Annotated in this window: 21 protein-coding genes; 9 read left to right on the forward strand and 12 right to left on the reverse strand. The window is 74.4% G+C overall.

What is annotated here, in order from left to right:
• Positions 1-5 precede the first annotated feature (5 nt).
• The 3 genes from AB0I16_RS20955 to AB0I16_RS20965 form a co-directional block, all read right to left on the reverse strand.
• Positions 6-611, reverse strand: a complete 606-nt coding sequence (locus AB0I16_RS20955) for a hypothetical protein (RefSeq protein WP_363250947.1) — start codon at positions 609-611, stop codon at positions 6-8.
• A gap of 156 nt (positions 612-767) precedes the next feature.
• Positions 768-1,592 (reverse strand): MOSC N-terminal beta barrel domain-containing protein, encoded by an 825-nt coding sequence (locus AB0I16_RS20960; RefSeq protein ID WP_363250948.1) that lies wholly within the window; start codon positions 1,590-1,592, stop codon positions 768-770.
• Between the two features lie 45 nt (positions 1,593-1,637).
• Positions 1,638-2,072: a DUF6643 family protein gene (locus tag AB0I16_RS20965; protein ID WP_363250949.1), complete on the reverse strand. Its 435-nt coding sequence runs from the start codon at positions 2,070-2,072 to the stop codon at positions 1,638-1,640.
• Between the two features lie 273 nt (positions 2,073-2,345).
• On the opposite strand from AB0I16_RS20965, the gene AB0I16_RS20970 reads away from it, so the two are divergent.
• Entirely contained in the window at positions 2,346-3,623 is a 1,278-nt protein-coding gene (locus tag AB0I16_RS20970; protein WP_363250950.1) for a TerD family protein, read from the forward strand.
• 19 nt (positions 3,624-3,642) lie between these two features.
• Here the strand turns inward: AB0I16_RS20970 and AB0I16_RS20975 are convergent, their stop codons facing one another.
• On the reverse strand, positions 3,643-4,818 hold the full coding sequence (locus AB0I16_RS20975; protein ID WP_363250951.1) for a glycosyltransferase: 1,176 nt from the start codon (positions 4,816-4,818) through the stop codon (positions 3,643-3,645).
• Positions 4,819-4,876: 58 nt separating this feature from the next.
• Here AB0I16_RS20975 and AB0I16_RS20980 point away from each other — a divergent pair, with 58 nt between their 5' ends.
• The 6 genes from AB0I16_RS20980 (at position 4,877) to AB0I16_RS21005 (ending at position 12,415) form a co-directional block, all read left to right on the forward strand.
• Positions 4,877-5,662, forward strand: a complete 786-nt coding sequence (locus AB0I16_RS20980) for an aspartate/glutamate racemase family protein (RefSeq protein ID WP_363250952.1) — start codon at positions 4,877-4,879, stop codon at positions 5,660-5,662.
• Between the two features lie 101 nt (positions 5,663-5,763).
• The gene (locus tag AB0I16_RS20985; protein WP_363250953.1) at positions 5,764-6,321 is read left to right on the forward strand and encodes a hypothetical protein; all 558 of its coding nucleotides are present in this window, start codon (positions 5,764-5,766) and stop codon (positions 6,319-6,321) included.
• 225 nt (positions 6,322-6,546) lie between these two features.
• The gene (lnt, locus tag AB0I16_RS20990; protein WP_363250954.1) at positions 6,547-8,157 is read left to right on the forward strand and encodes an apolipoprotein N-acyltransferase; all 1,611 of its coding nucleotides are present in this window, start codon (positions 6,547-6,549) and stop codon (positions 8,155-8,157) included.
• Between the two features lie 50 nt (positions 8,158-8,207).
• Complete coding sequence (locus tag AB0I16_RS20995; RefSeq protein ID WP_363250955.1) at positions 8,208-8,714, forward strand: NUDIX domain-containing protein; 507 nt, start codon at positions 8,208-8,210, stop codon at positions 8,712-8,714.
• Between the two features lie 12 nt (positions 8,715-8,726).
• Positions 8,727-9,896 (forward strand): methyltransferase, encoded by a 1,170-nt coding sequence (locus AB0I16_RS21000; protein WP_363250956.1) that lies wholly within the window; start codon positions 8,727-8,729, stop codon positions 9,894-9,896.
• 149 nt (positions 9,897-10,045) lie between these two features.
• On the forward strand, positions 10,046-12,415 hold the full coding sequence (locus AB0I16_RS21005; protein WP_363250957.1) for a phosphoketolase family protein: 2,370 nt from the start codon (positions 10,046-10,048) through the stop codon (positions 12,413-12,415).
• A 45-nt stretch (positions 12,416-12,460) separates the two neighbouring features.
• Here the strand turns inward: AB0I16_RS21005 and AB0I16_RS21010 are convergent, their stop codons facing one another.
• Positions 12,461-12,958: a methylated-DNA--[protein]-cysteine S-methyltransferase gene (locus AB0I16_RS21010; protein WP_363250958.1), complete on the reverse strand. Its 498-nt coding sequence runs from the start codon at positions 12,956-12,958 to the stop codon at positions 12,461-12,463.
• Between the two features lie 196 nt (positions 12,959-13,154).
• Between AB0I16_RS21010 and AB0I16_RS21015 the strand changes: the two genes are divergently transcribed.
• On the forward strand, positions 13,155-15,176 hold the full coding sequence (locus tag AB0I16_RS21015; protein ID WP_363250960.1) for an NADPH-dependent 2,4-dienoyl-CoA reductase: 2,022 nt from the start codon (positions 13,155-13,157) through the stop codon (positions 15,174-15,176).
• A gap of 36 nt (positions 15,177-15,212) precedes the next feature.
• A complete protein-coding gene (locus tag AB0I16_RS21020) occupies positions 15,213-15,758 on the forward strand; it encodes a PadR family transcriptional regulator (protein WP_363250961.1) in 546 nt (181 codons plus the stop codon).
• On the opposite strand, the gene AB0I16_RS21025 is transcribed toward AB0I16_RS21020, so the two are convergent.
• From AB0I16_RS21025 to dhaK, 7 genes are all read right to left on the reverse strand, one after another.
• The gene (locus AB0I16_RS21025) at positions 15,712-16,869 is read right to left on the reverse strand and encodes a Gfo/Idh/MocA family oxidoreductase (protein ID WP_363250962.1); all 1,158 of its coding nucleotides are present in this window, start codon (positions 16,867-16,869) and stop codon (positions 15,712-15,714) included. The genes AB0I16_RS21020 and AB0I16_RS21025 overlap by 47 nt on opposite strands.
• A complete protein-coding gene (locus AB0I16_RS21030) occupies positions 16,866-17,618 on the reverse strand; it encodes a sugar phosphate isomerase/epimerase (RefSeq protein WP_363250963.1) in 753 nt (250 codons plus the stop codon). Before AB0I16_RS21030 ends, AB0I16_RS21025 begins: the two co-directional genes overlap by 4 nt.
• Positions 17,619-17,755: 137 nt before the next feature.
• Complete coding sequence (locus tag AB0I16_RS21035; RefSeq protein ID WP_363250964.1) at positions 17,756-18,331, reverse strand: hypothetical protein; 576 nt, start codon at positions 18,329-18,331, stop codon at positions 17,756-17,758.
• Positions 18,332-18,527: 196 nt separating this feature from the next.
• Positions 18,528-19,520, reverse strand: coding sequence for a fibronectin type III domain-containing protein (locus tag AB0I16_RS21040; RefSeq protein WP_363250965.1), 993 nt, complete (start codon positions 19,518-19,520; stop codon positions 18,528-18,530).
• 191 nt (positions 19,521-19,711) lie between these two features.
• Entirely contained in the window at positions 19,712-20,122 is a 411-nt protein-coding gene (locus tag AB0I16_RS21045) for a PTS fructose transporter subunit IIA (protein WP_363250966.1), read from the reverse strand.
• Positions 20,115-20,741 carry a dihydroxyacetone kinase subunit DhaL gene (dhaL, locus tag AB0I16_RS21050; RefSeq protein WP_363250967.1) on the reverse strand — a complete coding sequence of 209 codons (627 nt, stop codon included), beginning with the start codon at positions 20,739-20,741 and terminating at the stop codon, positions 20,115-20,117. Before dhaL ends, AB0I16_RS21045 begins: the two co-directional genes overlap by 8 nt.
• Before the next feature lie 63 nt (positions 20,742-20,804).
• Positions 20,805-21,797: a dihydroxyacetone kinase subunit DhaK gene (gene dhaK, locus AB0I16_RS21055; RefSeq protein ID WP_363250969.1), complete on the reverse strand. Its 993-nt coding sequence runs from the start codon at positions 21,795-21,797 to the stop codon at positions 20,805-20,807.
• Positions 21,798-22,724 lie beyond the last annotated feature (927 nt).

Genomic DNA, 22,724 nt, shown 5'->3' on the forward strand with positions numbered 1-22,724 from the left:
GCCGTTCAGGAGCCGGTGCCGGTCCTGCCCCAGTCGCCTCCCGCCCTGCCCCATGCCTGGTCCCATCGGGCATAACGCCCCTGCGCGATGCGCCAGAGGACGAACCTGCGGGTGCCCTCTATGAGCCCGACGCACGCCGAGGCCGCGCCGAAGCCCGCGAGCGCCGCGTGGGTGGTCGCGGTCCCGGTGTCCAGCGGGCGTCCGACCACCCGGCCGCGCTCGTCGGTCCAGAGCCTGAAGCGGTCGCCGGGTCCCGGGGTGTCGAGGCCGGCGGCGACGACGCCCGAGCGGTCGGTGCCGTCCGGGCCCGTCCAGCGCGCGAACACCCGGCTGTGCGCGTCGCGGGCCGTGGAGGTCTCGGGATCGGGGTCGAGCGGGGGAGCGGAGAGCTTGCGCACGACCGTGCCGACGACGGCGTGGCGGGCCTCCTGCTGCTCGCGCACCGAGGCGAGGAGGGCGTCCCGCGTCAGCTCCGTGGTGACCACGCCCACGACGGGGGCGGCGACCAGGATCAGCGCCAGGGCGGCCAGGGCCACCCACGACTCCACGAGGTCGGTCCCGCGGCGCAGCGGATTGTGCCGCCAGCGCCAGAGTCCGACGATCGCTCGCACAGTCCCGCACCCCCTTACGCGTCCGTCTTGCGCGTCCGTCCTCACCAGTGTCGGCACGGCCCGCGCGCGGGTGGCGGGGAGAGAACGACACCACCTGCGCGAAGCCGCCCCGTCCAACGTCCGTGCCGCGCCGTCGGGTTCCCCCCGGGGCGCCGGTCATTCGAGGACGTCGAACGTGTCCCCGACGCGGATGCGCCCCGTCGATTCCGGCACCAGATTCTGCCCGAAGACGAGCTGGTCGCCGAAGCGGCGGTGGCGGGCGAGCGTGCGCAGCGGCTCCTTGCCGCGCTCCCCGGTGTTCTGGTCGGTGGTCGTCACGACACAGCGCCCGCACCTCTTCGCGACGCGGAAGACGACACCGCCGATCGCGACGCGCTTCCAGTCGTCCTCGGCCCAGGGCGGGGTGCCGTCCACCACGACGTTGGGCCGGAAGCGGTTCATCGGCAGCGGGCCCTCGTCGGCGTGGTCCCCCTGGGCGATCAGCGAATTGAGGGCGTCGAGCGAGGAGGCCGCGGTGAGCAGCAGCGGAAAGCCGTCCGCGAAGGCGACCGTCTCCCCCTCCCCGCCGTACGCCGGGTCGAGCGGGCGGCGCGTGGCGGGGTCGTCGAGGTGGACGAGCCGCACGTCCACGCCGAGATGGGCGCTGAACCAGGCGTGCGCCGCGGCGTCGGCGGGCACCGCGTCGACCTCGTCGCGCCCGACCTCCACCCGCACCGTCGCGCGCGGCTCGGGCACCGCCGCCGTCAGCGTCCTGCGGCCGGGCGCGGACACGCGGATGCCGCCGCCGGGCAGGGGCTCGGCGGCGACCAGCGCCATGCGCGGATACGGCCGCTGGGACACGAACCGCCCGTCGGCGTCGACCAGCATCCAGCGGTGGTCCCCCGCGAGCCCCCAGGGCTCCACGACGGCCTCACGCTGCGCGTGCCCCTGGGCCGCCTTCAGCGGGTGGACGTGGATCGACCGCAAGGCTGGATTCGACATGCGGACATCCTGCCAGCCGCCGCTGACAGCGATGCCCGCGGTCGCTCAGTACCCCCGATAGGGGCGGTTGTACGGATCCTCGTACGGAGCGGGGGCGGGGCGGGGCGCCGCGGGGCGCATCGCCTCGTACCCCGTGCCGGGGGCGGGGCGCTGCTGCTGGGCGCCCGGGTAGCCGCGCGGGCCCGCGGCCTGCTGCGGGATGTACGGCGCCGGGGCCTGTTGCAGCGGTGCGGGCTGCTGGGCCTGCGGGTAGCCGTATCCGGTGTTCTGGTGGTGGGACGGGGCGGCCGGGAGGGCGGGCAACGCGGCCGGGAGCGCGGGCAGATGGCTGTGGCTGCCCGTGTCGTACGCGGAGGGGACCCGGATCGGGGCGATCTGAGGAGTGCCCCGCTCTGCGACGAGGGAGTCGTAGATCGGAGTGTCCGGGAAGGACGGCGCGGAGTAGTAACCGCCGCCATAGGTGGAGCGGGGGGAGGTCATGCTCCATAAGTTAAGCCCTTGATGTGCTGATTGGGGAGACCGATAAGAGGGTTGTTTTCCGAGTCGGCAGTGGCGACAGAGCCCCAATCCGAGCGAACGTGGGAAAATCGGTCGTCAGATGACGTAGTGATCGTGTAAAAGCCGAGTTCCCGGCGGGTTACCCGCGGTCGGTCCCCCGGGGGCGGAAGGGGCGCCTGACGCGGTCGTGGGCGCTCCGGGTAATAGGTTGGCCGCGAACGGAATCGGCGGCCCTGCCGGACGCGGCCACTTGCGATGGGGGCGGACATGACAATGCTTAAAGGATCGAATGTTCCCGTGCCGGCACCGGCCGTGCGGATCGAATTGGGGTGGGGTTCCGGTGCCGGGGTGCCCGACGCCGACGCGTCCGCGCTGCTGCTCGCGGCTTCCGGCAAGGTGCGCTCCGACGCGGACTTCGTCTTCTACAACCAGCCCGAACACTCCTCCGGAGCGGTGCGGTACGAGGGCAAGCAGCGCTCCGGCGCGGGTGTGACCGATGTCCTGACCGTCGACCTCGCGCGCGTGGAGCCCGCCGTGGACCGTGTGGTGCTCGCCGCGTCGGCCGACGGCGGCACGTTCGGGCAGGTGCCCGGCCTCCATGTGCGGGTCGTCGACGCGGCGGACGGCATGGAGATCGCGCGCTACGACAGCGCGGACGCCACCGTGGAGACGGCCTTCGTCCTCGGCGAGCTGTACCGGCGCCAGGGCGCGTGGAAGTTCCGCGCCGTCGGCCAGGGGTACGGCAGCGGCCTCGAAGGCCTCGCCACGGACTACGGCATCACGGTGGACCAGCCCCGGCGGGCCGCTCCCGCCGCCGCCCCCGCTCCCGCCACGGCGCCGCCGGCGTCACCGGCGCCCGCCTCCGCCGCGCGGACCCCGCCGCCCGCCGCCCCCGTCCGCCTCACCAAGGTGACGCTGACCAAGGACGCCCCTTCGGTCTCCCTGACGAAGCAGGGCGGCACATCGGGCGCCATGCGCGTGAACCTCAACTGGGAGGTGCGCAAGCAGTTCAAGGGGTGGGGCGCGAAGCTCGGCAGGGCCGTCGCCATGCACGCCGACCTGGACCTGGACCTCTGCGCGCTCTACGAACTCGCCGACGGCCGCAAGGGCGTCGTCCAGGCGCTCGGCAACGCCTTCGGGGCGCTGCACCAGCCCCCGTACATGCTCCTCGACGGCGACGACCGCACCGGGGCCGTCGCGGCGGGCGAGAACCTCACCATCAACCTCGACCACATCGGGGACTTCCGCCGCATCGTCATCTTCGTGACCATCTACGAGGGCGCGCGCAGCTTCGCCGACCTCAACGCCACCGTCACCCTGCGGCCCCAGCACGGCGCCCCGGTGGACTTCTCCCTCGACGAGTGCACCGTGCCCTCGACGGTGTGCGCGCTCGCCCTGCTCACCAACACCGGCGGCGACCTCGTCGTCCAGCGCGAGGCCCGGTACCTCGTGCCCGAGCGCGGCGTGAGCCCGCAGCGCACCGTCGACCGCGCCTACGGCTGGGGCATGAACTGGACGCCGGGCAGGAAGTGAGCCGCCCGGCCCCGGCCGCTCAGCGCTGCTCGGGAGCGGGCTCGGGGCGCGCGTACGTACGGCCCTTCCAGGCCGCGCCGCGCCCCCGGTAGTGCCGCACCGCCGAGTCCACGGTCATCAGGAGGTACAGGAAGGCGGTCAGGGGCAGCGACAGGGCGAGCCACGGCGGCTGCCGGTAGTAGCGGAGCATCGGCAGGTAGGTCGCGGTCATCACCAGCCATGCGAGGCCGCCGGCCACCGCGCACGGCACGTCCCCGACGGCCACGCCCGTGCACAGGGCGAGCGGCGGCGCGAGGTAGACCAGGGCCAGGCCCGCCACGGTCCCGACGAGCAGCGCCGGACTGTGCCGCAACTGCGCGTACGCGCTCCGCGCCACCATGCGCCACAGGTCGGCGAGGCGGGGGTAGGGGCGCACGCTGTCGACGCGTTCGGCGAGTCCCAGCCAGATGTGGCCCCCCGAGCGGCGCACCGCCCGCGCGAGCGCCACGTCGTCGATCACCGCGTGCCGGATGGCGCCGGGAATCCCCGCACGCTCGGCCGCGTCCGCCCGCAGCAGGACGCAGCCGCCCGCCGCCGCGGACGTGCGCGCCCCCCTCCGGCCGACCCGGCGGAAGGGGTAGAGCTGCGCGAAGAAGTAGACGAACGCCGGGACCACCAGGCGCTCCCAGGCGCTCTCCACCCGCAGCCGCGCCATCAGGGAGACCAGGTCGAAACCGCCCGCGTGCGAGGCGGCCACCAGATCCCGCAGGGAACCGGGGGCGTGCGCGATGTCCGCGTCCGTCAGGAGCAGGTACTCCGGATCGCGGGCGCGGGCCAGGGCGATGCCGTGCCGTACGGCCCAGAGCTTGCCGGTCCACCCGGCGGGCGGCTCGCCGGGTGAGCCGACGGTCAGCGGCAGACCGCCGTGCCGCTCGGCGAGGTCCCGGGCCAGGTCCCCGGTGCCGTCGGTGCTGCCGTCGTCGACGAGGAAGACCTCCGCCCGCCCCGGATAGTCCTGCGCGAGCAGCGACGGCAGGCTCTCGGGCAGCACGGCCGCCTCGTCGCGGGCGGGCACGACGACGCAGACCGAAGGCCACGCGGCGGGCTCCCGCCGAGGCGGCAGACGCACGTCCGTACGCCAGAAGAAGCCCTGGCCGCACAGCAGCCACAGCCATGCGGCAAGCGATCCGGCGGCGATCCACGCGAGGGCGCTCATCCGACGAAGTCTGCCCCACGGAAGGGGCCCTGGGAGGGCCATCGACTATGGTGACCGGGTGAAGATCGCGCTCATGGACTCCGGAATCGGACTGCTCGCCGCGGCGGCCGCGGTACGGCGCCTGCGGCCCGACGCCGATCTCGTGCTCTCGTCGGACCCCGACGGCATGCCGTGGGGACCGCGCACCCCCGAGGACCTCACCGGGCACGCCATCGCCGTCGCCGACGCCGCGGCCGCGCACCGTCCCGACGCGCTGATCGTGGCCTGCAACACGGCCTCCGTGCACGCGCTGCCCGCGCTGCGGGCGCGTCTGGAGCCGGGCATCCCGGTGATCGGCACCGTACCGGCGATCAAGCCCGCCGCCGCGGGGGGCGGCCGAGTCGCCATCTGGGCCACGCCCGCCACCACCGGCAGCCCCTACCAGCGCGACCTCATCGCGCGGTTCGCGCAGGACGCCGACGTGACCGAGGTGCCCTGTCCGGGTCTCGCCGACGCCGTGCAGTACGCGGACGAGCAGGCCATCGACGAGACGGTCGCCGCCGCCGCCGCCCTCACGCCGCCCGATGTCAGGGCCGTGGTCCTGGGCTGCACCCATTACGAGCTGGTCGCGGAGCGCATCCGTGCCGCCCTCCAGCGGCCCGGCCGGCCGCCCCTCGTCCTGCACGGCTCCGCCGGTGCCGTCGCCGCCCAGGCCCTGCGCAGGATCGGCGAGCTGCCGGGGAGCGGCCCCGCGCCGGCGTCCACGCTCACCGTCCTGCTCAGCGGGCGGGAGGAGCGGCTGCCGCGGGCGGCGCTCACGTACGCCGAGGGACGGCTGCTCGCGGCGGTCAGCCCCGCCCTCTGAGAGGCCCCCCGGGCGGCTGGTTCCCGCCCTCCGAGAGCGCTCCGGCGCTCACGCTCGGTGACGCGGTGGTGTCGCGGGGGAATCTGAGTAGTCTCGAAGACATGAAGGACCCAGCCGAAGAGGAGCGCGACGAGCGAGCCGGCTCCGGCAGCTCGCCCGCGGTGTGGACCGGCCGCGCGACCAACCGCGTGCAGTGGCTGCTCGCGTGCGGAGGCGCCGCCTGCCTGGCGCTCGGCATCGTCATCGCCGTCGAGTCGATGTGGACCTCCGGCATCGCCGCCCTGGTCATGTCGGTGGTCGGCTGCATCGCCGCCGGGCTCCTGATCCTCTTCGGGACACTCGCCTTCGTGCACGTCGCCGTGAAGGTCGACGACGACTGCCTGGAGGTGCGCTGCGGTCACCTGGGCCTGCCGCGCCGCCACATCCCGCTCTCCCACGTCGTCGGCGCCGACTTCGCGCCCGCCGTCACACCACGCCAGTGGGGCGGCTGGGGCTACCGCTGGCTGCCGGAGAAGGGCACGGCCGTCGTCGTCCGGCGCGGCGAGGCGCTGGTGCTCAGCCTGGGCGACGGCCACAAGTTCACGGTGACCGTGGACGACGCCGAGTCGGCGGTGCGGGTGATCAGACAGCGGCTGCGGCGTCGGGGCACGGCCCTCTGACTCCCTGCCTCCCTGACTCCCCGGCCCCCTGCCCGTTCGGGCGGGGGGCCTTCACACGGCCGGCCGGAGCCGCCGCGCCGCCGCGCCGCCGCGCCGCCCCGCCGCCGCGCTTCCTCGTCCTCCTCCGACCGCCGTCACGCTGAGCGTGTCGCCCGCCGAGAGCGCCCCCACCGCCCCCGCGGACCGCGCTGTCGGCGCCCCGGTGAGGCGCCGTACACTCCCCGGGTGACAGCCACCACCGCTCCCGTGGACGAGCCGGACCAGCTCGCTCCGCAGCCCGCCCGCGGTCCCCGCGCCCCGCGCGTCCTGCGCCGGCTCGCGCCCGCCGCCGCGGCGGCACTCGCCGGAGTCCTGCTCTACGTCAGCTTCCCGCCCCGCACGCTCTGGTGGCTGGCGCTCCCGGCCTTCGCGGTCCTCGCGGGGTGTCTGCACGGCCGTACGTGGAAGGCGGGCCTCGGCCTCGGCTACCTCTTCGGCCTCGGCTTCCTGCTGCCCCTCCTCGTCTGGACCGGCGTCGAGGTCGGCCCGGGCCCGTGGCTGGCGCTCGCCGCCGTCGAGGCCGTCTTCGTCGCCCTGGTCGGCGCGGGCACCGCCGCACTCTCGCGGCTGCCCGGCTACCCGCTGTGGGCGGCGGCCCTGTGGATCGCGGGAGAGGCGGCACGCGCGCGTGTGCCCTTCAGCGGCTTCCCCTGGGGCAAGATCGCCTTCGGCCAGGCGGACGGCGTCTTCCTGCCGCTCGCGGCGCTCGGCGGCACGCCCGTGCTCGGCTTCGCGGTCGTCCTGTGCGGCTACGGGCTGTACGAGGCCGTCCGGCAGATCCGCGCGGCCCGCCTCGGCGAGGTGCGGCGCGGCGCCGCCGTGGCCGCCCTCCTCAGCGTCCTCGTCCCCGTCGCGGGCGCGTTCGCCGCGCGCCCGCTGGTCAGCAACGACGCGGAGGACGGCACCGCCACCATCGCCGCGGTCCAGGGCAACGTCCCGCGCGCGGGCCTCGGCTTCAACGCGCAGCGCCGCGCCGTCCTCGACCACCACGTCCGCGAGACCGAACGCCTGGCCGCCGCCGTCAAGGCGGGCAAGGCACGGCAGCCCGACCTCGTGCTGTGGCCGGAGAACTCCTCCGACATCGACCCGTTCACCAACCCCGACGCGCGCCACGAGATCGAGGAAGCCGTCGAGGCCATCGGAGCGCCGGTCTCCGTGGGCGGTGTCGTCGAGACCGAGGGCGGCAAGCTCTACAACGAGCAGATCCTCTGGGACCCGGAGAAGGGCCCCACGGACACCTACGACAAGCGGCAGATCCAGCCCTTCGGCGAGTACATCCCGCTGCGCGGCCTCATCAGCGTCTTCAGCAGCGACGTCGACCGGGTCCGCCAGGACTTCAGCCGCGGCGACGAGCCAGGCGTCTTCACCATGGCGGGGACCAGGGTGGGCCTCGCGACCTGCTACGAGGCCGCCTTCGACTGGGCGGTGCGCGACACCGTGACGCACGGCGCCCAGCTCATCTCGGTGCCCAGCAACAACGCCACCTTCGACCGCAGCGAGATGACGTACCAGCAGCTCGCCATGAGCCGCGTCCGCGCCGTCGAGCACAGCCGCGCCGTGGCCGTCCCCGTCACCAGCGGCGTCAGCGCCGTCATCATGCCGGACGGCACGGTCGAGGCGAAGACCACCTGGTACACCGCCGACTCGCTCGTCGAGGAGGTGCCGCTGCGCTCGTCCCGCACCCCGGCCACCCGCCTCGGCGTGCTCCCCGAGGGCATCCTCGTGCTGGTCGCCGCGGGCGGCCTCGGCTGGGCCTTCGCCTCCGCCGTGCGGTCGCGGCGCACCGCCGGGCAGTGACCCCGCCGGACGCGGCGGGAGCGGTGGCGCGCCGCCGCTAGGGTCGAGCCATGGCTATCCCTGACTTCATCCGCTCCCTCCGCGCCGACGCGGGCCAGCAGCTCCTGTGGCTCCCCGGCGTCACCGCCATCGTCTTCGACGACGAGGGCAGAGTGCTGCTCGGCAGGCGCTCCGACAACGGCAAGTGGTCGGTGATCGGCGGCATCCCCGAGCCCGGCGAGCAGCCGGCGGAGTGCGCGGTGCGCGAGGTGTACGAGGAGACGGCGGTGCACTGCGTGCCCGAGCGGGTGGTCCTCGTGCAGGCGCTCGAACCGGTCACCTACCCCAACGGCGACACCTGCCAGTACATGGACATCACCCTGCGCTGCCGCGCCGTCGGCGGCGAGGCGCGGGTGAACGACGACGAGTCCCTCGACGTCGCGTGGTTCGACGTGGACGCGCTGCCCGAGCTGCACGAGTTCTCGCACTCCCGGATCAAGCAGGCGCTCGGGGACGGGCCGACCTGGTTCGAGCCCCCGAGCGACGACGCGCTCAGCGCGGGCTCGGCCCTCCGTTAGCCTGAGGGCACGATGAACCGTTTGAGCACGTCATGGGGCGCGTACGACCTCACCCGCTTCCCGGAGGACCCCCGGGACCCGTTGCGCGCCTGGTCGGCCGCCGACGCCTACCTCCTGCGGCACCTGGCCGGGGAGGAAGGGGCGCCGGCCGTCGGCCTCGGCGGCACCGTGGCCGTCGTCGGCGACCGCTGGGGGGCGCTGACCACCGTGCTCGCGGGGCACGCGCGCGCGGTGGCGCAGATCACCGACTCCTTCCTCGCCCAGCGGGCGACCCGCGCCAACCTGGCCCGGGCCGGCCTGCCGCGGGACGCGGTACGGCTCCTGACGACGCGCGACACCCCGCCCCCGCGCGTCGACGTGCTCCTGGTGCGCGTCCCCAAGAGCCTCGCGCTCCTGGAGGACCAGCTCCACCGGCTGGCGCCCGCCCTGCACGAGGGCACGGTCGTCGTCGGCACCGGCATGGTCACCGAGATCCACACCTCGACCCTCGGCCTCTTCGAGCGGATCGTCGGTCCGACCAGGACGTCACTGGCCCGGCAGAAGGCACGGCTGATCTTCAGCACGCCCGACCCGTCCCGCACGCCGGGGCCGAGCCCCTGGCCGCTGCGCCACGTCCTGGACGCCGACGCGGGGGCGGGCGCGGGCCTGACCGCCGTCAACCACGCGGGGATCTTCTGCGCCGACCGCCTCGACATCGGCACCCGGTTCTTCCTCAAGCACCTGCCGCGCGCCCGCGCCGGCGCCCACGTGGTGGACCTCGGCTGCGGCAACGGCGTGCTCGGCACCGCCGCGTCCGTCGCCGAGCCCGGCGCCGCCGTGACCTTCGTCGACGAGTCCTTCCAGGCCGTGGCCTCCGCCGAGGCCACCTTCCGGGCCAACGCGGCCGACGGCGCCGAGGCGGAGTTCGTGGCGGGCGACGCCCTCGCGGCGGTACCCGCCGATTCGGTGGACCTCGTCCTGAACAACCCGCCCTTCCACAGCCACCAGGCCACGACCGACGCGACCGCCCGGCGGATGTTCGGCGGGGCCCGCGCGGCCCTGCGGCCCGGCGGCGAGCTGTGGGTCGTCGGCAACCGCCACCTCGGGTACCACACCCGGCTCCGCAAGCTCTTCGGCAACGCGGAGGTCGTCGCGAGCGACCCGAAGTTCGTGGTCCTCAGGGCCGTCAAGGGCCACCGGTAGGGCCGTTCAGCACTCGCGCCGCGGCCCGTGCGGTGGCAGCGTCAGGGGAGGAGCGGCGGGACGACTGACCCGGCGCTGCCGTGGAACCCGGTACCGGTCACGTACTCCCTGATCCGCCGTACACCCCCGACCTCCGGGAGGAAACCCCCATGGGGCCCTTGGCCAAGGAGAACCTGGCGGCACTCGACGCGCACTGGCGTGCCGCCAACTACCTGTCCGTCGGTCAGATCTACCTGATGAGCAACCCCCTGCTGACCGAGCCACTGCGGCCCGAGCACATCAAGCCGCGCCTCCTGGGCCACTGGGGCACCTCACCCGGGCTCAACCTCGTCCACACCCACCTCAACCGCGTCATCAGGGAGCGCGACCTGGCCGCCCTGTGCGTGTGGGGGCCGGGACACGGGGGGCCCGCGGTACTCGCCAACTCCTGGCTGGAGGGCAGCTACACCGAGACCTACCCGGCCGTGAGCCGCGACGCTGAGGGCATGGAGCGGCTGTTCCGCCAGTTCTCCTTCCCCGGCGGCGTGCCCAGCCACGTGGCGCCCGAGACGCCGGGCTCCATCCACGAGGGCGGCGAGCTGGGCTACTCCCTGGCGCACGCCTACGGAGCCGCCTTCGACAACCCCGACCTCCTGGTCGCCTGCGTGATCGGCGACGGCGAGGCGGAGACCGGGCCGCTCGCCGGGTCCTGGCACTCCAACAAGTTCCTCGACCCCGTGCACGACGGCGCGGTCCTGCCGATCCTCCACCTCAACGGCTACAAGATCGCCAACCCGACGGTGCTCTCCCGGCTCCCCGACGCGGAGCTCGACGCGCTCCTCAAGGGCTACGGCCACGAGCCGCTGTACGTCGCGGGCGACGACCCCCTCTCCGTCCACCAGGCGATGGCCGAGGTGATGGACGAGGCGCTCGACCGCATCGCCGCCGTGCAGCGGGCCGCCCGCGGCGGCGGCACCCACAGCCGCCACCGCTGGCCCGTCGTCGTCCTGCGCACCCCCAAGGGCTGGACGGGCCCCGCCTTCGTGGACGGCGAGCCCGTGGAGAACACCTGGCGGGCGCACCAGGTGCCGCTCTCCGGGGTCCGGGACGACCCCGCGCACCTGCGGCAGCTGGAGGAGTGGCTGCGCTCCTACCGCCCCGACGAGCTCTTCGACGCCGACGGTGCGCCCACCGCGGACGTCCTCGCCTGCGTGCCCGCGGGGGAGCGCCGCCTCGGCGCCACCCGGCACGCCAACGGCGGTCTGCTCAGCCGTCCGCTGCCGCTGCCGCCCCTGGAGCGGTTCGCCGTCCCCGTCGACGGGCCCGGCACCACCCTGCACGAGCCGACCCGGGTCGCGGGCGAACTGCTGGCGCAGGTCATGGCCGACACCGCGCGGCGCCGCGACTTCCGGGTGGTGGGCCCCGACGAGACCGAGTCCAACCGCCTCGGCGCGCTCTACGGGGCGACCGGCAAGGCATGGCAGGACCGGACCCTGGACACCGACGAGCACCTGGCGCGCGACGGCCGGGTCATGGAGGTGCTCTCCGAGCACCTGTGCCAGGGCTGGCTGGAGGGCTACACGCTCACCGGGCGGCACGGCCTGTTCTCCTGCTACGAGGCGTTCGTCCACATCGTCGACTCGATGGTCAACCAGCACATCAAGTGGCTGAAGACCTCGCGCTCGCTGCCGTGGCGCGCGCCCGTGCCGTCCCTGAACTACCTGCTCACCTCGCACGTGTGGCGCCAGGACCACAACGGCTTCTCGCACCAGGACCCCGGCTTCGTCGACCACGTGCTCAACAAGAGCCCCGACGTCGTCCGCGTCTATCTGCCGCCGGACGCCAACACCCTGCTGTCCGTCACCGAACACGTCCTGGCCAGCCGCGACTACGTCAACGTCGTCGTCGCGGGCAAGCAGCCCTGCTTCGACTGGCTCTCCCTCGACGACGCGCGGGCGCACTGCGCGCGCGGCGCGGGCGTGTGGGAGTGGGCGGGCACCGACGACGGCACGCGCGACCCGGACGTGGTCCTCGCCTGCGCGGGCGACGTGCCCACGCAGGAGATCCTCGCCGCGGCCGGGCTGCTGCGGGAGCTGCTGCCCGACCTCGCGGTCCGCGTCGTCAACGTCGTCGACATCGCCCGCCTCATGCCCCGCGGCGAGCACCCGCACGGCATGGCCGACCCGGAGTTCGACGCGCTGTTCACCCCCGACCGGCCGGTGATCTTCGCGTACCACGGCTACCCGTGGCTGATCCACCGCCTGGCCTACCGCCGCACCGGCCACGCCAACCTGCACGTGCGCGGCTACAAGGAGGCCGGCACGACGACCACGCCGTTCGACATGGTCGTCCGCAACGACCTCGACAGGTACCGGCTCGTCATGGACGTCATCGACCGGGTGCCGGGACTCGCCGTCCGCGCCACGGCCGTGCGGCAGAAGATGGCCGACGCCCGCTCCCGCCACCACGACTGGATTCGCGAGCACGGCACCGACCTGCCCGAGGTGGTCGACTGGACGTGGCCGCACGCCACGGGCTGACCCTCAGCCCCTGCGGCACCCTTCGTCCTCGACCTGGCGGCCGGCTCACGCCGCCTCCAGGTCAAGCAGCAGCCGCTTCGCCGCGAGGCCACCCGCGTACCCGGCCAGGGTCCCGTCGGCGCCGATCACGCGGTGGCAGGGGCGCACGACGAGCAGGGGGTTGCGACCGACGGCGGTGCCCAGGGCGCGGACCGCCATGCGGGAGAGGCCGAGCTGCTCGGCGAGGCGCCCGTAGGTCGTCGTGGTGCCGTAGGGGATCGTCTCCAGGGCGTCCCAGACCCGGCGCCGGAACTCCGTGCCCTCCCCGGCGGCGTACTCGATCTCGAAGTGGGTCAGGCTCCCGGCGAAGTACGAGCGCAGCTGCCCGGTGATCGCGCCGAACGCCTCCGGGTCGTGGACCCAGTCCTCCCTGACGACGGCCGCGCCCTTCTGCCCCGGCAGGGAGAGCGACGCCAGCGCGGTGCCGCCCTTGGCCGTGGCCGACTCCTCGCCCACAAGCAGCAGCTCGCCCAGCGGGCTGTCGGTCGTCGTGTAGAGGGTCATCGGTCTCTCCTCGGTGTTCTGTGGCTCGTCCCCCAGTCTGCGGCTCGCGCGAGGCCGTGGCTGGCGGGATTCGGACAGGGCGCTCGGCATCGCGCGGGCGCGGTGAGATACCGCTCACGCTTTATGCAACTAGTTGCACAACACGTCCGCCGTCGTCTACAACTGAACCCGTAGACACCGCGTACGGAGGGCCCGCATGAGCCGTTACCCGAACCTGCTGAACCCGCTCGACCTGGGCTTCACCACGCTGCCCAACCGGGTCCTCATGGGCTCCATGCACGTGGGCCTCGAAGAGGCGCCCGGCGGGTTCGAGCGGATGGCGGAGTTCTACGCGGCCCGCGCGCGCGGCGGCGTCGGCCTCATCGTCACCGGCGGCATCGCGCCGAACGACGCCGGGCGCCCCTACGAGGGCGGCGCCAGGATGACCACCGAGGCGGAGGCCGAGCAGCACGCCGGCATCACCGCGGCCGTGCACGCCGCGGGCGGCAGGATCGCGATGCAGATCCTGCACTTCGGGCGCTACGCCTACCACGAGGACCTCGTCGCCCCCAGCGCCCTCCAGGCCCCCATCAGCCCCTTCGTGCCCCGTGAACTGGCCGACGCCGAGGTCGAGGAGACCATCGAGGACTTCGTGCGCGCCGCCGAGCTGGCCAAGCTCGCCGGTTACGACGGCGTCGAGGTCATGGGCTCCGAGGGCTACCTGATCAACGAGTTCATCGCGGCCCCCACCAACCGGCGCACCGACCGCTGGGGCGGCGCCTACGAGAACCGCGTCCGCTTCCCCGTCGAGATCGTCCGCCGCGTCCGCGAGCGCGTCGGCGCCGACTTCATCATCATCTACCGCCTCTCCATGCTGGACCTCGTCCCCGGCGGCTCCACCCTCGAAGAGGTCGTCCACCTCGCCAAGGAGATCGAGGCCGCGGGTGCCACGATCATCAACACCGGCATCGGCTGGCACGAGGCGCGCATCCCCACCATCGCCACCTCCGTGCCGCGCGGCGCCTACACCTTCGTCACCAAGAAGGTCATGGGCGAGGTCTCCGTACCGCTCGTCACCACCAACCGCATCAACACCCCCGAGCTGGCCGAGCGGCTGCTCGCCGACGGCGCCGCCGACATGGTCTCGCTGGCCCGCCCCCTCCTCGCCGACCCCGACTTCGTCGCCAAGGCGCGCGCCGAGCAGTCCGACGCCATCAACACCTGCATCGGCTGCAACCAAGCCTGCCTGGACCACACCTTCAACCTCCGGATCACCTCCTGCCTGGTCAACCCGCGCGCCTGCCACGAGACCGAGCTGGTGCTCGCCCCGACCCGCACCAGGAAGCGCGTCGCGGTCGTCGGGGCGGGACCCGCGGGGCTCGCCTTCGCCGTCTCCGCCGCCGAGCGCGGCCACGACGTCACGCTCTTCGACGCGGCCGACGAGATCGGCGGCCAGCTCAACGTCGCCCGCAGGGTCCCCGGCAAGGAGGAGTTCGACGAGACGCTCCGCTACTTCCGCACCCAGCTCGACCTGCGGGGCGTCGACGTCCGCCTGAACACCGTCGTCACCGCCGACCGGCTCGCCGACGCCGCGTACGACGAGGTCGTCGTCGCCACGGGCGTCACGCCGCGCGTCCCCGACATCCCCGGCATCGACCACCCCAGCGTCGTCGGCTACCTCGACGTGCTGCGCGGCGGCGCGCCCGTCGGCGAGCGGGTCGCGATCGTCGGCGCCGGAGGCATCGGCTTCGACGTCGCCGAGTACCTCACCGACGGCGGCGAGAAGGCGAGCCTGGACCCCGCGACGTACTTCCGCCAGTGGGGCGTCGACATGGACTACCGGGAGCGCGGCGGCCTGACCGAGCCCGAGCGGCCCACCCCGCCGCGCACCGTCCACCTGCTCCAGCGCAAGGCGTCCAAGGTCGGCAAGGGCCTCGGCAAGACCACCGGCTGGATCCACCGCACCGAGCTGCGCCACCGGGGCGTCGCGATGGTGGCCGGGGTGAGCTACGACCTGATCGACGACGCGGGGCTGCACATCACCGTCGACGGCGTCTCCTCCGTGCTCCCGGTCGACACCGTCGTCCTGTGCGCGGGGCAGGAGCCGCGCCGCGGCCTCTACGAGGAGCTGATCGCCGCCGGGCGCAGCGCGCACCTCATCGGCGGCGCCGACGTGGCGGCCGAGCTCGACGCCAAGCGGGCCATCAAGCAGGGCACCGAGCTGGCCGCCGCGCTGTGACGGCGGCGGCATGGGCCCGTCCCTAGGATGGGCCCCATGTCACTCCCGCACGCGATCCTGACGGCCCTCCTGGAGAAGCCGTCGTCGGGCCTCGAACTGACCCGCAGGTTCGACAAGTCGATCGGCTACTTCTGGTCGGCCACGCACCAGCAGATCTACCGCGAGCTGGGCAGACTGGAGCGCGAGGGAGCGATCCGCGCCCTGCCGAGCCGGGGCGCGACGCGCGGCCAGAAGAAGGAGTACGAGGTGCTGCCCGCGGGCCGCGCCGAACTGGCCCGCTGGACCGCCGAGCCCCAGGACCCCAAGCCCCTGCGCGACACCCTCCTGCTGCGCCTGCGGGCCGCGGCGGTGGTCGGCACCGAGGGCATCCGGGAGGAACTGCACCGCCACCTCGCCCTCCACCGGCGGCAGTTGGCGGAGTACGAGGAGATCGAGCGGCGCGACTTCCCGCCGGAGAAGGACGCCGTCGAGGACCGGCTGCGCCATGTGGTGCTCCGCGCCGGCATCGACCTGGAGACCTTCTGGACGCGGTGGCTCACCCGCGCCATCGAGGAGCTGGGGGAGACGGCCGGGGCGGGGTGAGCGTCGCCTCCGCCGGGTCCCAGTCCGCCGGCAGCGGCTCCGGTGGCACCGGCTGCGTCTCCGGCTGCGTGAACTCCGAGCGGTCCGCCGACCGCGTGATCGCCGTCATGACCTGGAGGACGTGCAGGGCGAGCGCCCCCGACGCCCGGTGGGCCCGCCCTCCGCGCAGGGCGCGCGCCATGTCGAGCACCCCGAGGCCGCGGCCGTCGGTCCGCCCCCGGACGGGCAGTCCGCGCCACTCGTCGGCGCCGTTGGGCAGCAGTCGCAGCGGGCCGCCGAAGGTGTTCGGATCGGGCACGGCCAGGGTGCCCTCGGTCCCGGTGATCTCGAAGCGGGTGCGGCGCGGCGCGGAGTCGAAGCTGAACGTGGAGTCGGCCCGTATGCCCGAGGCGAACTCGATGAGCGCCGACACATGCGTCGGCACGTCGACGGGGAAGGTCCGGCCCGCCTTCGGGCCCGAGCCGACGGCGCGTTCCGCGCGTGCCCGCGTCGCCACCGCCGCCACCCGCGACACCCCGCCGAACAGCGCCACGAGCGAGGTCAGGTAGTAGGGGCCGAGGTCGAAGAGCGGTCCGCCGCCCGGCTGGTAGAAGAACGCCGGGTCCGGGTGCCAGGCCTCCGGGCCGAGCCCCTGCACCACCGTCGAGGCCGCGACGGGCACGCCGATGTCCCCGGCGGCGACCGCGCGCAGCGCCGACTGCAGGCCCGCGCCGAGGAACGTGTCCGGGGCGTTGCCCACGAGCAGGCCCCGCTCCGAGGCCTCGGCGAGCACTTTCTCCGCCTCGGCGGGGGCGAGGGCGATGGGCTTCTCGCCGTACACGTGCTTGCCCGCGCGGACGGCGGCCGTCGCCACCTCGGCGTGCGCGGCGGGCACGGTCAGATTGACGACCAGTTCGACCTCGGGCAGGGCGAGCACCGTCGCGGGCCCGCCCGAGACGGGGACACCGTGGGCGCGCGCCACGTCGGCCGCGCGCCGCTCGTCGAGGTCGGCGACGGCCACGACCCGTACGTCGGGGAAGCAGCTCAGCGTCTTGAGGTACTGGGCGCTGATGACGCCCGCGCCGATCAGGGCGACCCCGACGGGCCCACCACCGGCGTCCGCCGTGCTCACGCCGCCTCCAGGGAGGTCAGGTAGGCGTGGCTGGCGGCGAGTTCGTCGAAGAGGGCGTCCGTGGAGCCCGCGCAGGCGTCGAACTCGACGACGCGCCACGCGCCCGGCGCCGCGGCGAGGATCTCCGGCACCGGCATGGTGCCCCCGCCGACCGCCACGTTCGGGTCCTCCCTGGTGCCGGGACCGTCCTTCATGTGCAGCGCGAGGACGCGGTCACCGAGGCGGCGCAGCAGCCCCGGCACCTCGGCGCCGCCGACCGCGGCCCAGTAGGTGTCCACCTCCAGGAACACGGTGGGGTCGAGCAGTTCGGCGAGCACCTCGATGGCGTGCCGTTCGCCGAAGCGGGGTTCCGTCTCCCACCAGTGGTTGTGGTAGCCGACGCGTACGCCGTGCCGTTCGGCGAGCGCCACCAGGGAGTTGAGGCGGTCGGCGGCCCGCGCGAGGCCGTCGCGGGTGGTGAACTCCCCGGGTTCGATGCCCGCGGGGACGATCGCGAGGTCCGTGCCGAGCGTGCCGATCGCGTCGAGCACGGCCTCGGGGCGGGGGCCGAGCAGCTGCACGGCGTGCGTACCCGACACGGTGAGTCCCAGCTCGTCGACGATCCGCCGCAGCCCCTCGGGGTCGGTCAGCACGTCGTACGGTTCCACGGCGCCGTAGCCGATGCCGGCGAGCCTGCGGAGGGTCCCCTCGCGGTCGGCGGTGAGCTGATCGCGCACGGTGTAGAGCTGAACGCTGAGCGGTCGTGTCATGAACGCGCCCTCCCTGTCGCCTGGGAGGACGGTAGGTCGCTCCCGACCGGCCGGGCAAGGGTGCGTCGGGCGCGACGCGAAGCCGCCGCCCACCCCGCGAGAGGTGGACGGCGGCCGGTGGCGTACCCCGGGTTCTCTCAGGTCCGCCCGTGCGCCCCACGGCGGCGCAGATGCCACAGGCCGGCACCCGCCGCCGCGGCCACCAGGGCGCCCCCGGCGGCCAGCGCCAGCGTGCCCCGGTCCTCCGAACCGCCCCCGACACCGCCCCGGACGCCGCGCGCGGGCGCCGTCGTCGGGGAGGCCGTGGGCACCGAGGTGGCCGTCGGCATTGAGGTGGGCATCGTCGTCGACGAGGTCGTGGGCATCGACGTGGGCGTGGCGCCGCCGCCCGCCGGTACGCCGGGGGGCTCGGCCCATGTACCGTCCTCGCCGGCGACCGGCACCGCACGGGTGCCGTCCACGACGTCGAGCCGGGAGCCGCTGCCCCGGATCGGCTCCGCCTGACCGGCCCCGGCGCGGATCGCGCGGCACCGGTCCCTCGACGAAGCCGTGCCGCCGTCCGGGCACGCGGCGGTGGTGACGTGCACGGGGGAACCGGTCACGGTCACTGCGAGGCCGCCGGCCGCGACCGCCGCTGTCGTGCCGAGCGCCGACGGCAGCGCTGCGGCGGCGACGACCAGGCCGGCCCGGACACCTATCTGAGTCATACGCATGAGTCATTCCTCCGGCGGCACGGGAGGCGGTACAACCCATGCGCCGCCGGGAGTCGGGGAACGCCCGCACCACCTGACGATGAGCCAACGCGCCGCCGCGCCGCCCCGCACGCGGAGAGCGGCCGAGCAGGTGACGCCGCCGGCCCCATGCCCCGCTTCCCGACCGTTCGTTGGGGGGCGCACGGTCATGTGTCCGTCAGCCCGTGGTGACCGTCCGCGTGGGCGAGTAGCCGCCCCACGTGCCGTCAGGCAGCTTCGGGCGAATCCGTACCCGGTGCCGTTCCCCGGCCTTCTTGCCGATGTAGAAGCTGTGCTCGGCCTTGTCGCGCGGCGCCGTCCCGCCGAAGACCAGCGCGGTGGCCGTGCGGCCGTCGAGCTGGATCTGGTACTCCGCCACGGCCCCGCCGGTGCGCGGCGGCACCCAGGCCAGGTCGATGTAGTACGCCCCGTCGGCGCGGTGCGTGGTGGCCCGGAAGCCGGTCGGCGCCGTGCCGCGCCCGGAGTCCTTGCCCGCGGCGGTCGTGAGGCGGACCTTCGCGCTGGCGGGGGAGAAGTTGTCCGCGGCGTCGCGCGCCTTGACCGTGAAGGTGTACTCGGTACCCGGCCGCAACCCGGTGACCAGCGTCGCCGTCTGCCCGCCGCCCACGCTGTGGATCTTCGTACCGCCCTGGTAGATCTCGTACGAGGCCACGCGCCTGTCGTCCTTCGACCCACCCCAGGTCAGCATCGCCGACCGGCTCCCCTCGGCCTCGCCCCGCAGCCGCGCGGGCCGCGTGGGCGCCTCGTGGTCGGCGGCGGCGGCCTCGGGCGTCGTGACGGTCAGCTTCCTGCTGTCGGGGCTGACGTTGCCCTCGGCGTCGCGGGCGCGCACGGTGAAGGCGTATTTGGTGGAGGGCCGCAGGCCGACGACGTCCACCATGTGCTCGCGGCCCGGCACCGCCTTGACCTTCTCGGCGTTCCGGTACACCTCGTAGCCGGTGACCCCGGTGTCGTCGGTGGCCTGGTTCCACATGACGTGGACGGTGGTGGCACTGCCCGCCTCCACCGTGAGGCCGCGCGGCGCCGCGGGCGGCGTGGTGTCCCGCCCCCCGCCCCCACCGCCCCAGTCGCAGCCACCGACGGCGGTCATGGCGAGGGCGGTCAGCAGGGCCAGGGGGAGGGGGAGGGACGAACGGGGAATCCGTCGCACGGTGCGGCCTTCCACTCGACGGCATTGGTCCGGACCTATTTGACACAGGTGCCGGGGGCACATCAAGAGGCAGACACCCGCCGGACGGGACCGGGCGGGCGGACGGGGGTACGACTGCGTACAGATGGGGATGACTGGGCGGGCTGCGGGATGCGGGCTGCGGGCCTGCGGTCGGGAGTCTCCGGCCGTGGTCACACCTTGCGGTAGTCGTACGCCTCCGTGGCCGCCGTACGGACTTCGGCGAGGGTGGCGCCCGCCGACGCGGTGACCACCGCCGCCACCGCGCCTTCCACGAAGGGGGCGTCCACCAGCGCGGTGTCCGGTGGGAGCTCTTCGTCCTCCGCGAGCAGCGTCTTGACCGTGAGGACGGCGCTGCCCAGGTCCGTCAGGACGGCGACGCCCGCGCCCCGGTCGACCCGCGCGGCGGCCTCGGCGACCAGCTCGGCGCTCGTACCGAACCCGCCCTCCGCGGTGCCGCCCGCGGCGGCCACGGGCGCGGTCGTGCCGTTCCCGACGAGCCCCGTGGCGAGCGCGGCGACCGCCTCGGCGACGGCGGCGCTGTGCGACACGAGGACGACGCCGACCAGCTTCGCGTCACCCATGGCCCGCCTCCGAGGCCCGCGGCGCCCCGGCCGCTTCGGCGAGCGCCTCGAAGAGCAGCGCCGACGAGGTGGCGCCGGGGTCCTGGTGGCCGATGCTGCGCTCACCCAGGTAGCTGGCGCGGCCCTTGCGCGCGAGGAGCGGTGTCGTCGCGAGCGCGCCCTCCCGCGCGGCGTCCCGCGCCGCCCCGAACGACGTGTCGAGCGCGTCCACGCCGGGCACCAGCGCGTCCAGCATCGTCTTGTCACCGGGCGCGGCACCGCCGAGCGCGGCCACCGCGTCGACGCCGGCCCGCAGCGCTACGGCGAACGTCGCCTCGTCGACCTCGGGGGCGTCCCCGAGCGCCTTGCCGGTGCGGCGGAGCAGCGTGCCGTAGAGCGGCCCCGACGCGCCGCCCACCGTGGAGATCAACTGCCGCCCGGCCAGCATGAGGACGGCCCCCGGGGTCTCGGGCACCTCCTTCTCCAGGGTGACCACGACGGCGGTGAAACCGCGCTGGAGGTTGCTGCCGTGGTCGGCGTCGCCGATGGGCGAGTCCAGCTCCGTGAGGAGGGCCGCCGTACGGTCGACGGCGTCCGCGGTGTTGGTCAGCCAGCGGCGGAAGAAGTCGGCGTCGAGCATGGGTCTCCTTGCGTGGTCGGTGGGAGGGGCGGGCGGGAGCGGGCGCGGACCGGGGGCCGGGTGTCAGGCGCCCCAGCGCAGGGCGGGCGTCCGCACCGGCGCGTCCCACAGGCGCAGCAGCTCCTCGTCCACCTGGCAGACCGTCACCGAGGCGCCCGCCATGTCGAGCGAGGTCACGTAGTTGCCGACGAGGGTGCGCGCCACGGGCACGCCGCGCTCCACGAGCACGCGCTGCACCTCGGCGTTGAAACCGTAGAGTTCGAGGAGCGGCGTGCCGCCCATGCCGTTGACGAGCAGGAGGACGGGGTTGCGCGGGTCGAGGTCCTCCAGCACGGCGTTCACGGCGAAGTCGGCGATCTCACGCGACGTCATCATCGGGCGCCGCTCGCGCCCCGGCTCACCGTGGATGCCCACGCCCAGCTCCAGCTCACCGGCGGGCAGATCGAAGGTGGGGCTGCCCTTCGCGGGGGTGGTGCAGGCGGTGAGGGCGACGCCGAAGCTGCGCGTCCCCGCGTTGACCCGCCGGGCGACGGCCTCGACCCGCTCCAGCGGCATCCCGGCGTCGGCGGCGGCCCCCGCCAGCTTCTCCACGAAGAGGGTGGCGCCGGTGCCGCGCCGCCCGGCGGTGTAGAGGCTGTCGGTGACGGCCACGTCGTCGTCGACGAGGACCTTGGCCACCTGGATGCCCTCGTCCTCGGCGAGTTCCGCCGCCATGTCGAAGTTGAGCACGTCACCCGTGTAGTTCTTCACGATGAACAGCACTCCCGCGCCGCTGTCCACGGCGGCCGCGGCCCGCACCATCTGGTCCGGCACGGGAGAGGTGAAGACCTCGCCGGGACAGGCGGCGGAGAGCATGCCGGGCCCCACGAACCCGCCGTGCAGCGGCTCGTGCCCCGAGCCGCCGCCCGAGACGAGGGCGACCTTGTCCGCCACGGGGGCGTCCGCTCGTACGATCACACGGTTCTCGACGTCCACCGTCAGCTCGGGATGCGCGGCGGCGATACCACGCAGGGCGTCGGCGACCACGGTCTCGGCGACGTTGATCAGCATCCTCATGGATACCTCCTGGGAAGCCTCGTCAGGTCGGTCGGGCGGCCGGGTCCGGCTCGGTCGGGACCCCTGCTGTCGGCAGTATCGGCCTTGCGGCAGCGAAGGTCACGCGGCCGCACACCGATGCCGTGGAGTGTCGTGCCTCGGCACCGGGCGCTGCGAGGGCCCACCCCGGCCCCCGCCTGCTCCCGGCGACGGGCACGCCGCGACCGCCGCGGACGCGCGCCACGGACGCATGAGCCCACTCACCCGCGCCCGCCCCCGACGGGCCCCGCGCCCGCCTCCGACGGCGCCCCCCTCGACGGCGTCTGCGCTTGCCCCTCGACGGGGCCTGCGCCTGCCTTCGACGGCGTCTGCGCCCGTCTGCGACGCCGCCTGGGCTCGCCTGCCTTCGACGGCGTCTGCGCTTGCCCCTCGACAAGGCCTGCGCCTGCCTTCGACGGCGTCTGTGCCCGTCTGCGACGCCGCCTGGGCTCGCTCGCCTCCGACGGCGTCTGGGCTTGCCTCTTGACGGGGCCTGCGCCTGCCTTCGACGGCGTCTGTGCCCGTCTGCGACGGTGCCTGGGTTCGCTCGCCTTCGACGGCGTCTGGGCTTGCCTCTTGACGGGGCCTGCGCCCGCCCCCGACGGCGTCCGCGCCCGCCCCTCGACGGCGTCCGCGCCCGCCCCTCGACGGCGTCCGCGCCCGCCCCTCGACGGCGCCTGCGCCTGCCTCCGACGGCGTCCGCGCCGCCCCCGTCGAGGCCCGCACCCGCCCCCCGGCGGCTTCCGCACCCGCCCCCCGGACGGCTCCCGCGCCCGCCCGAGGAACCGTTTGATCGTGAACTGGCCATTTCCCGTACACCGTTCAAGCATCTCCGGCGCGAGCGCGTTCTCCTCGGGGTCCGGACACGGTGCGGCTCCCCGGCCCTGCCCGGCGGTGCCTCGTCAGCCG

The organism is Streptomyces sp. NPDC050703 (assembly GCF_040654435.1).
In the GTDB taxonomy this organism is placed as follows: domain Bacteria; phylum Actinomycetota; class Actinomycetes; order Streptomycetales; family Streptomycetaceae; genus Streptomyces.

Coding starts and splice junctions, on each gene's coding strand:
- AB0I16_RS21045 (WP_363250966.1), bottom strand. CDS start 20,122: ATGGGTGACGCGAAGCTGGTCGGCGTCGTCCTCGTGTCGCACAGCGCC.
- AB0I16_RS21030 (WP_363250963.1), bottom strand. CDS start 17,618: ATGACACGACCGCTCAGCGTTCAGCTCTACACCGTGCGCGATCAGCTC.
- AB0I16_RS21005 (WP_363250957.1), top strand. CDS start 10,046: ATGGGGCCCTTGGCCAAGGAGAACCTGGCGGCACTCGACGCGCACTGG.
- AB0I16_RS21020 (WP_363250961.1), top strand. CDS start 15,213: ATGTCACTCCCGCACGCGATCCTGACGGCCCTCCTGGAGAAGCCGTCG.
- AB0I16_RS20985 (WP_363250953.1), top strand. CDS start 5,764: ATGAAGGACCCAGCCGAAGAGGAGCGCGACGAGCGAGCCGGCTCCGGC.
- AB0I16_RS20960 (WP_363250948.1), bottom strand. CDS start 1,592: ATGTCGAATCCAGCCTTGCGGTCGATCCACGTCCACCCGCTGAAGGCG.
- AB0I16_RS21010 (WP_363250958.1), bottom strand. CDS start 12,958: ATGACCCTCTACACGACGACCGACAGCCCGCTGGGCGAGCTGCTGCTT.
- AB0I16_RS20975 (WP_363250951.1), bottom strand. CDS start 4,818: ATGAGCGCCCTCGCGTGGATCGCCGCCGGATCGCTTGCCGCATGGCTG.
- AB0I16_RS20970 (WP_363250950.1), top strand. CDS start 2,346: ATGGGGGCGGACATGACAATGCTTAAAGGATCGAATGTTCCCGTGCCG.
- AB0I16_RS21000 (WP_363250956.1), top strand. CDS start 8,727: ATGAACCGTTTGAGCACGTCATGGGGCGCGTACGACCTCACCCGCTTC.
- dhaK (WP_363250969.1), bottom strand. CDS start 21,797: ATGAGGATGCTGATCAACGTCGCCGAGACCGTGGTCGCCGACGCCCTG.
- AB0I16_RS21015 (WP_363250960.1), top strand. CDS start 13,155: ATGAGCCGTTACCCGAACCTGCTGAACCCGCTCGACCTGGGCTTCACC.
- AB0I16_RS20995 (WP_363250955.1), top strand. CDS start 8,208: ATGGCTATCCCTGACTTCATCCGCTCCCTCCGCGCCGACGCGGGCCAG.
- AB0I16_RS21035 (WP_363250964.1), bottom strand. CDS start 18,331: ATGCGTATGACTCAGATAGGTGTCCGGGCCGGCCTGGTCGTCGCCGCC.
- dhaL (WP_363250967.1), bottom strand. CDS start 20,741: ATGCTCGACGCCGACTTCTTCCGCCGCTGGCTGACCAACACCGCGGAC.
- AB0I16_RS20965 (WP_363250949.1), bottom strand. CDS start 2,072: ATGACCTCCCCCCGCTCCACCTATGGCGGCGGTTACTACTCCGCGCCG.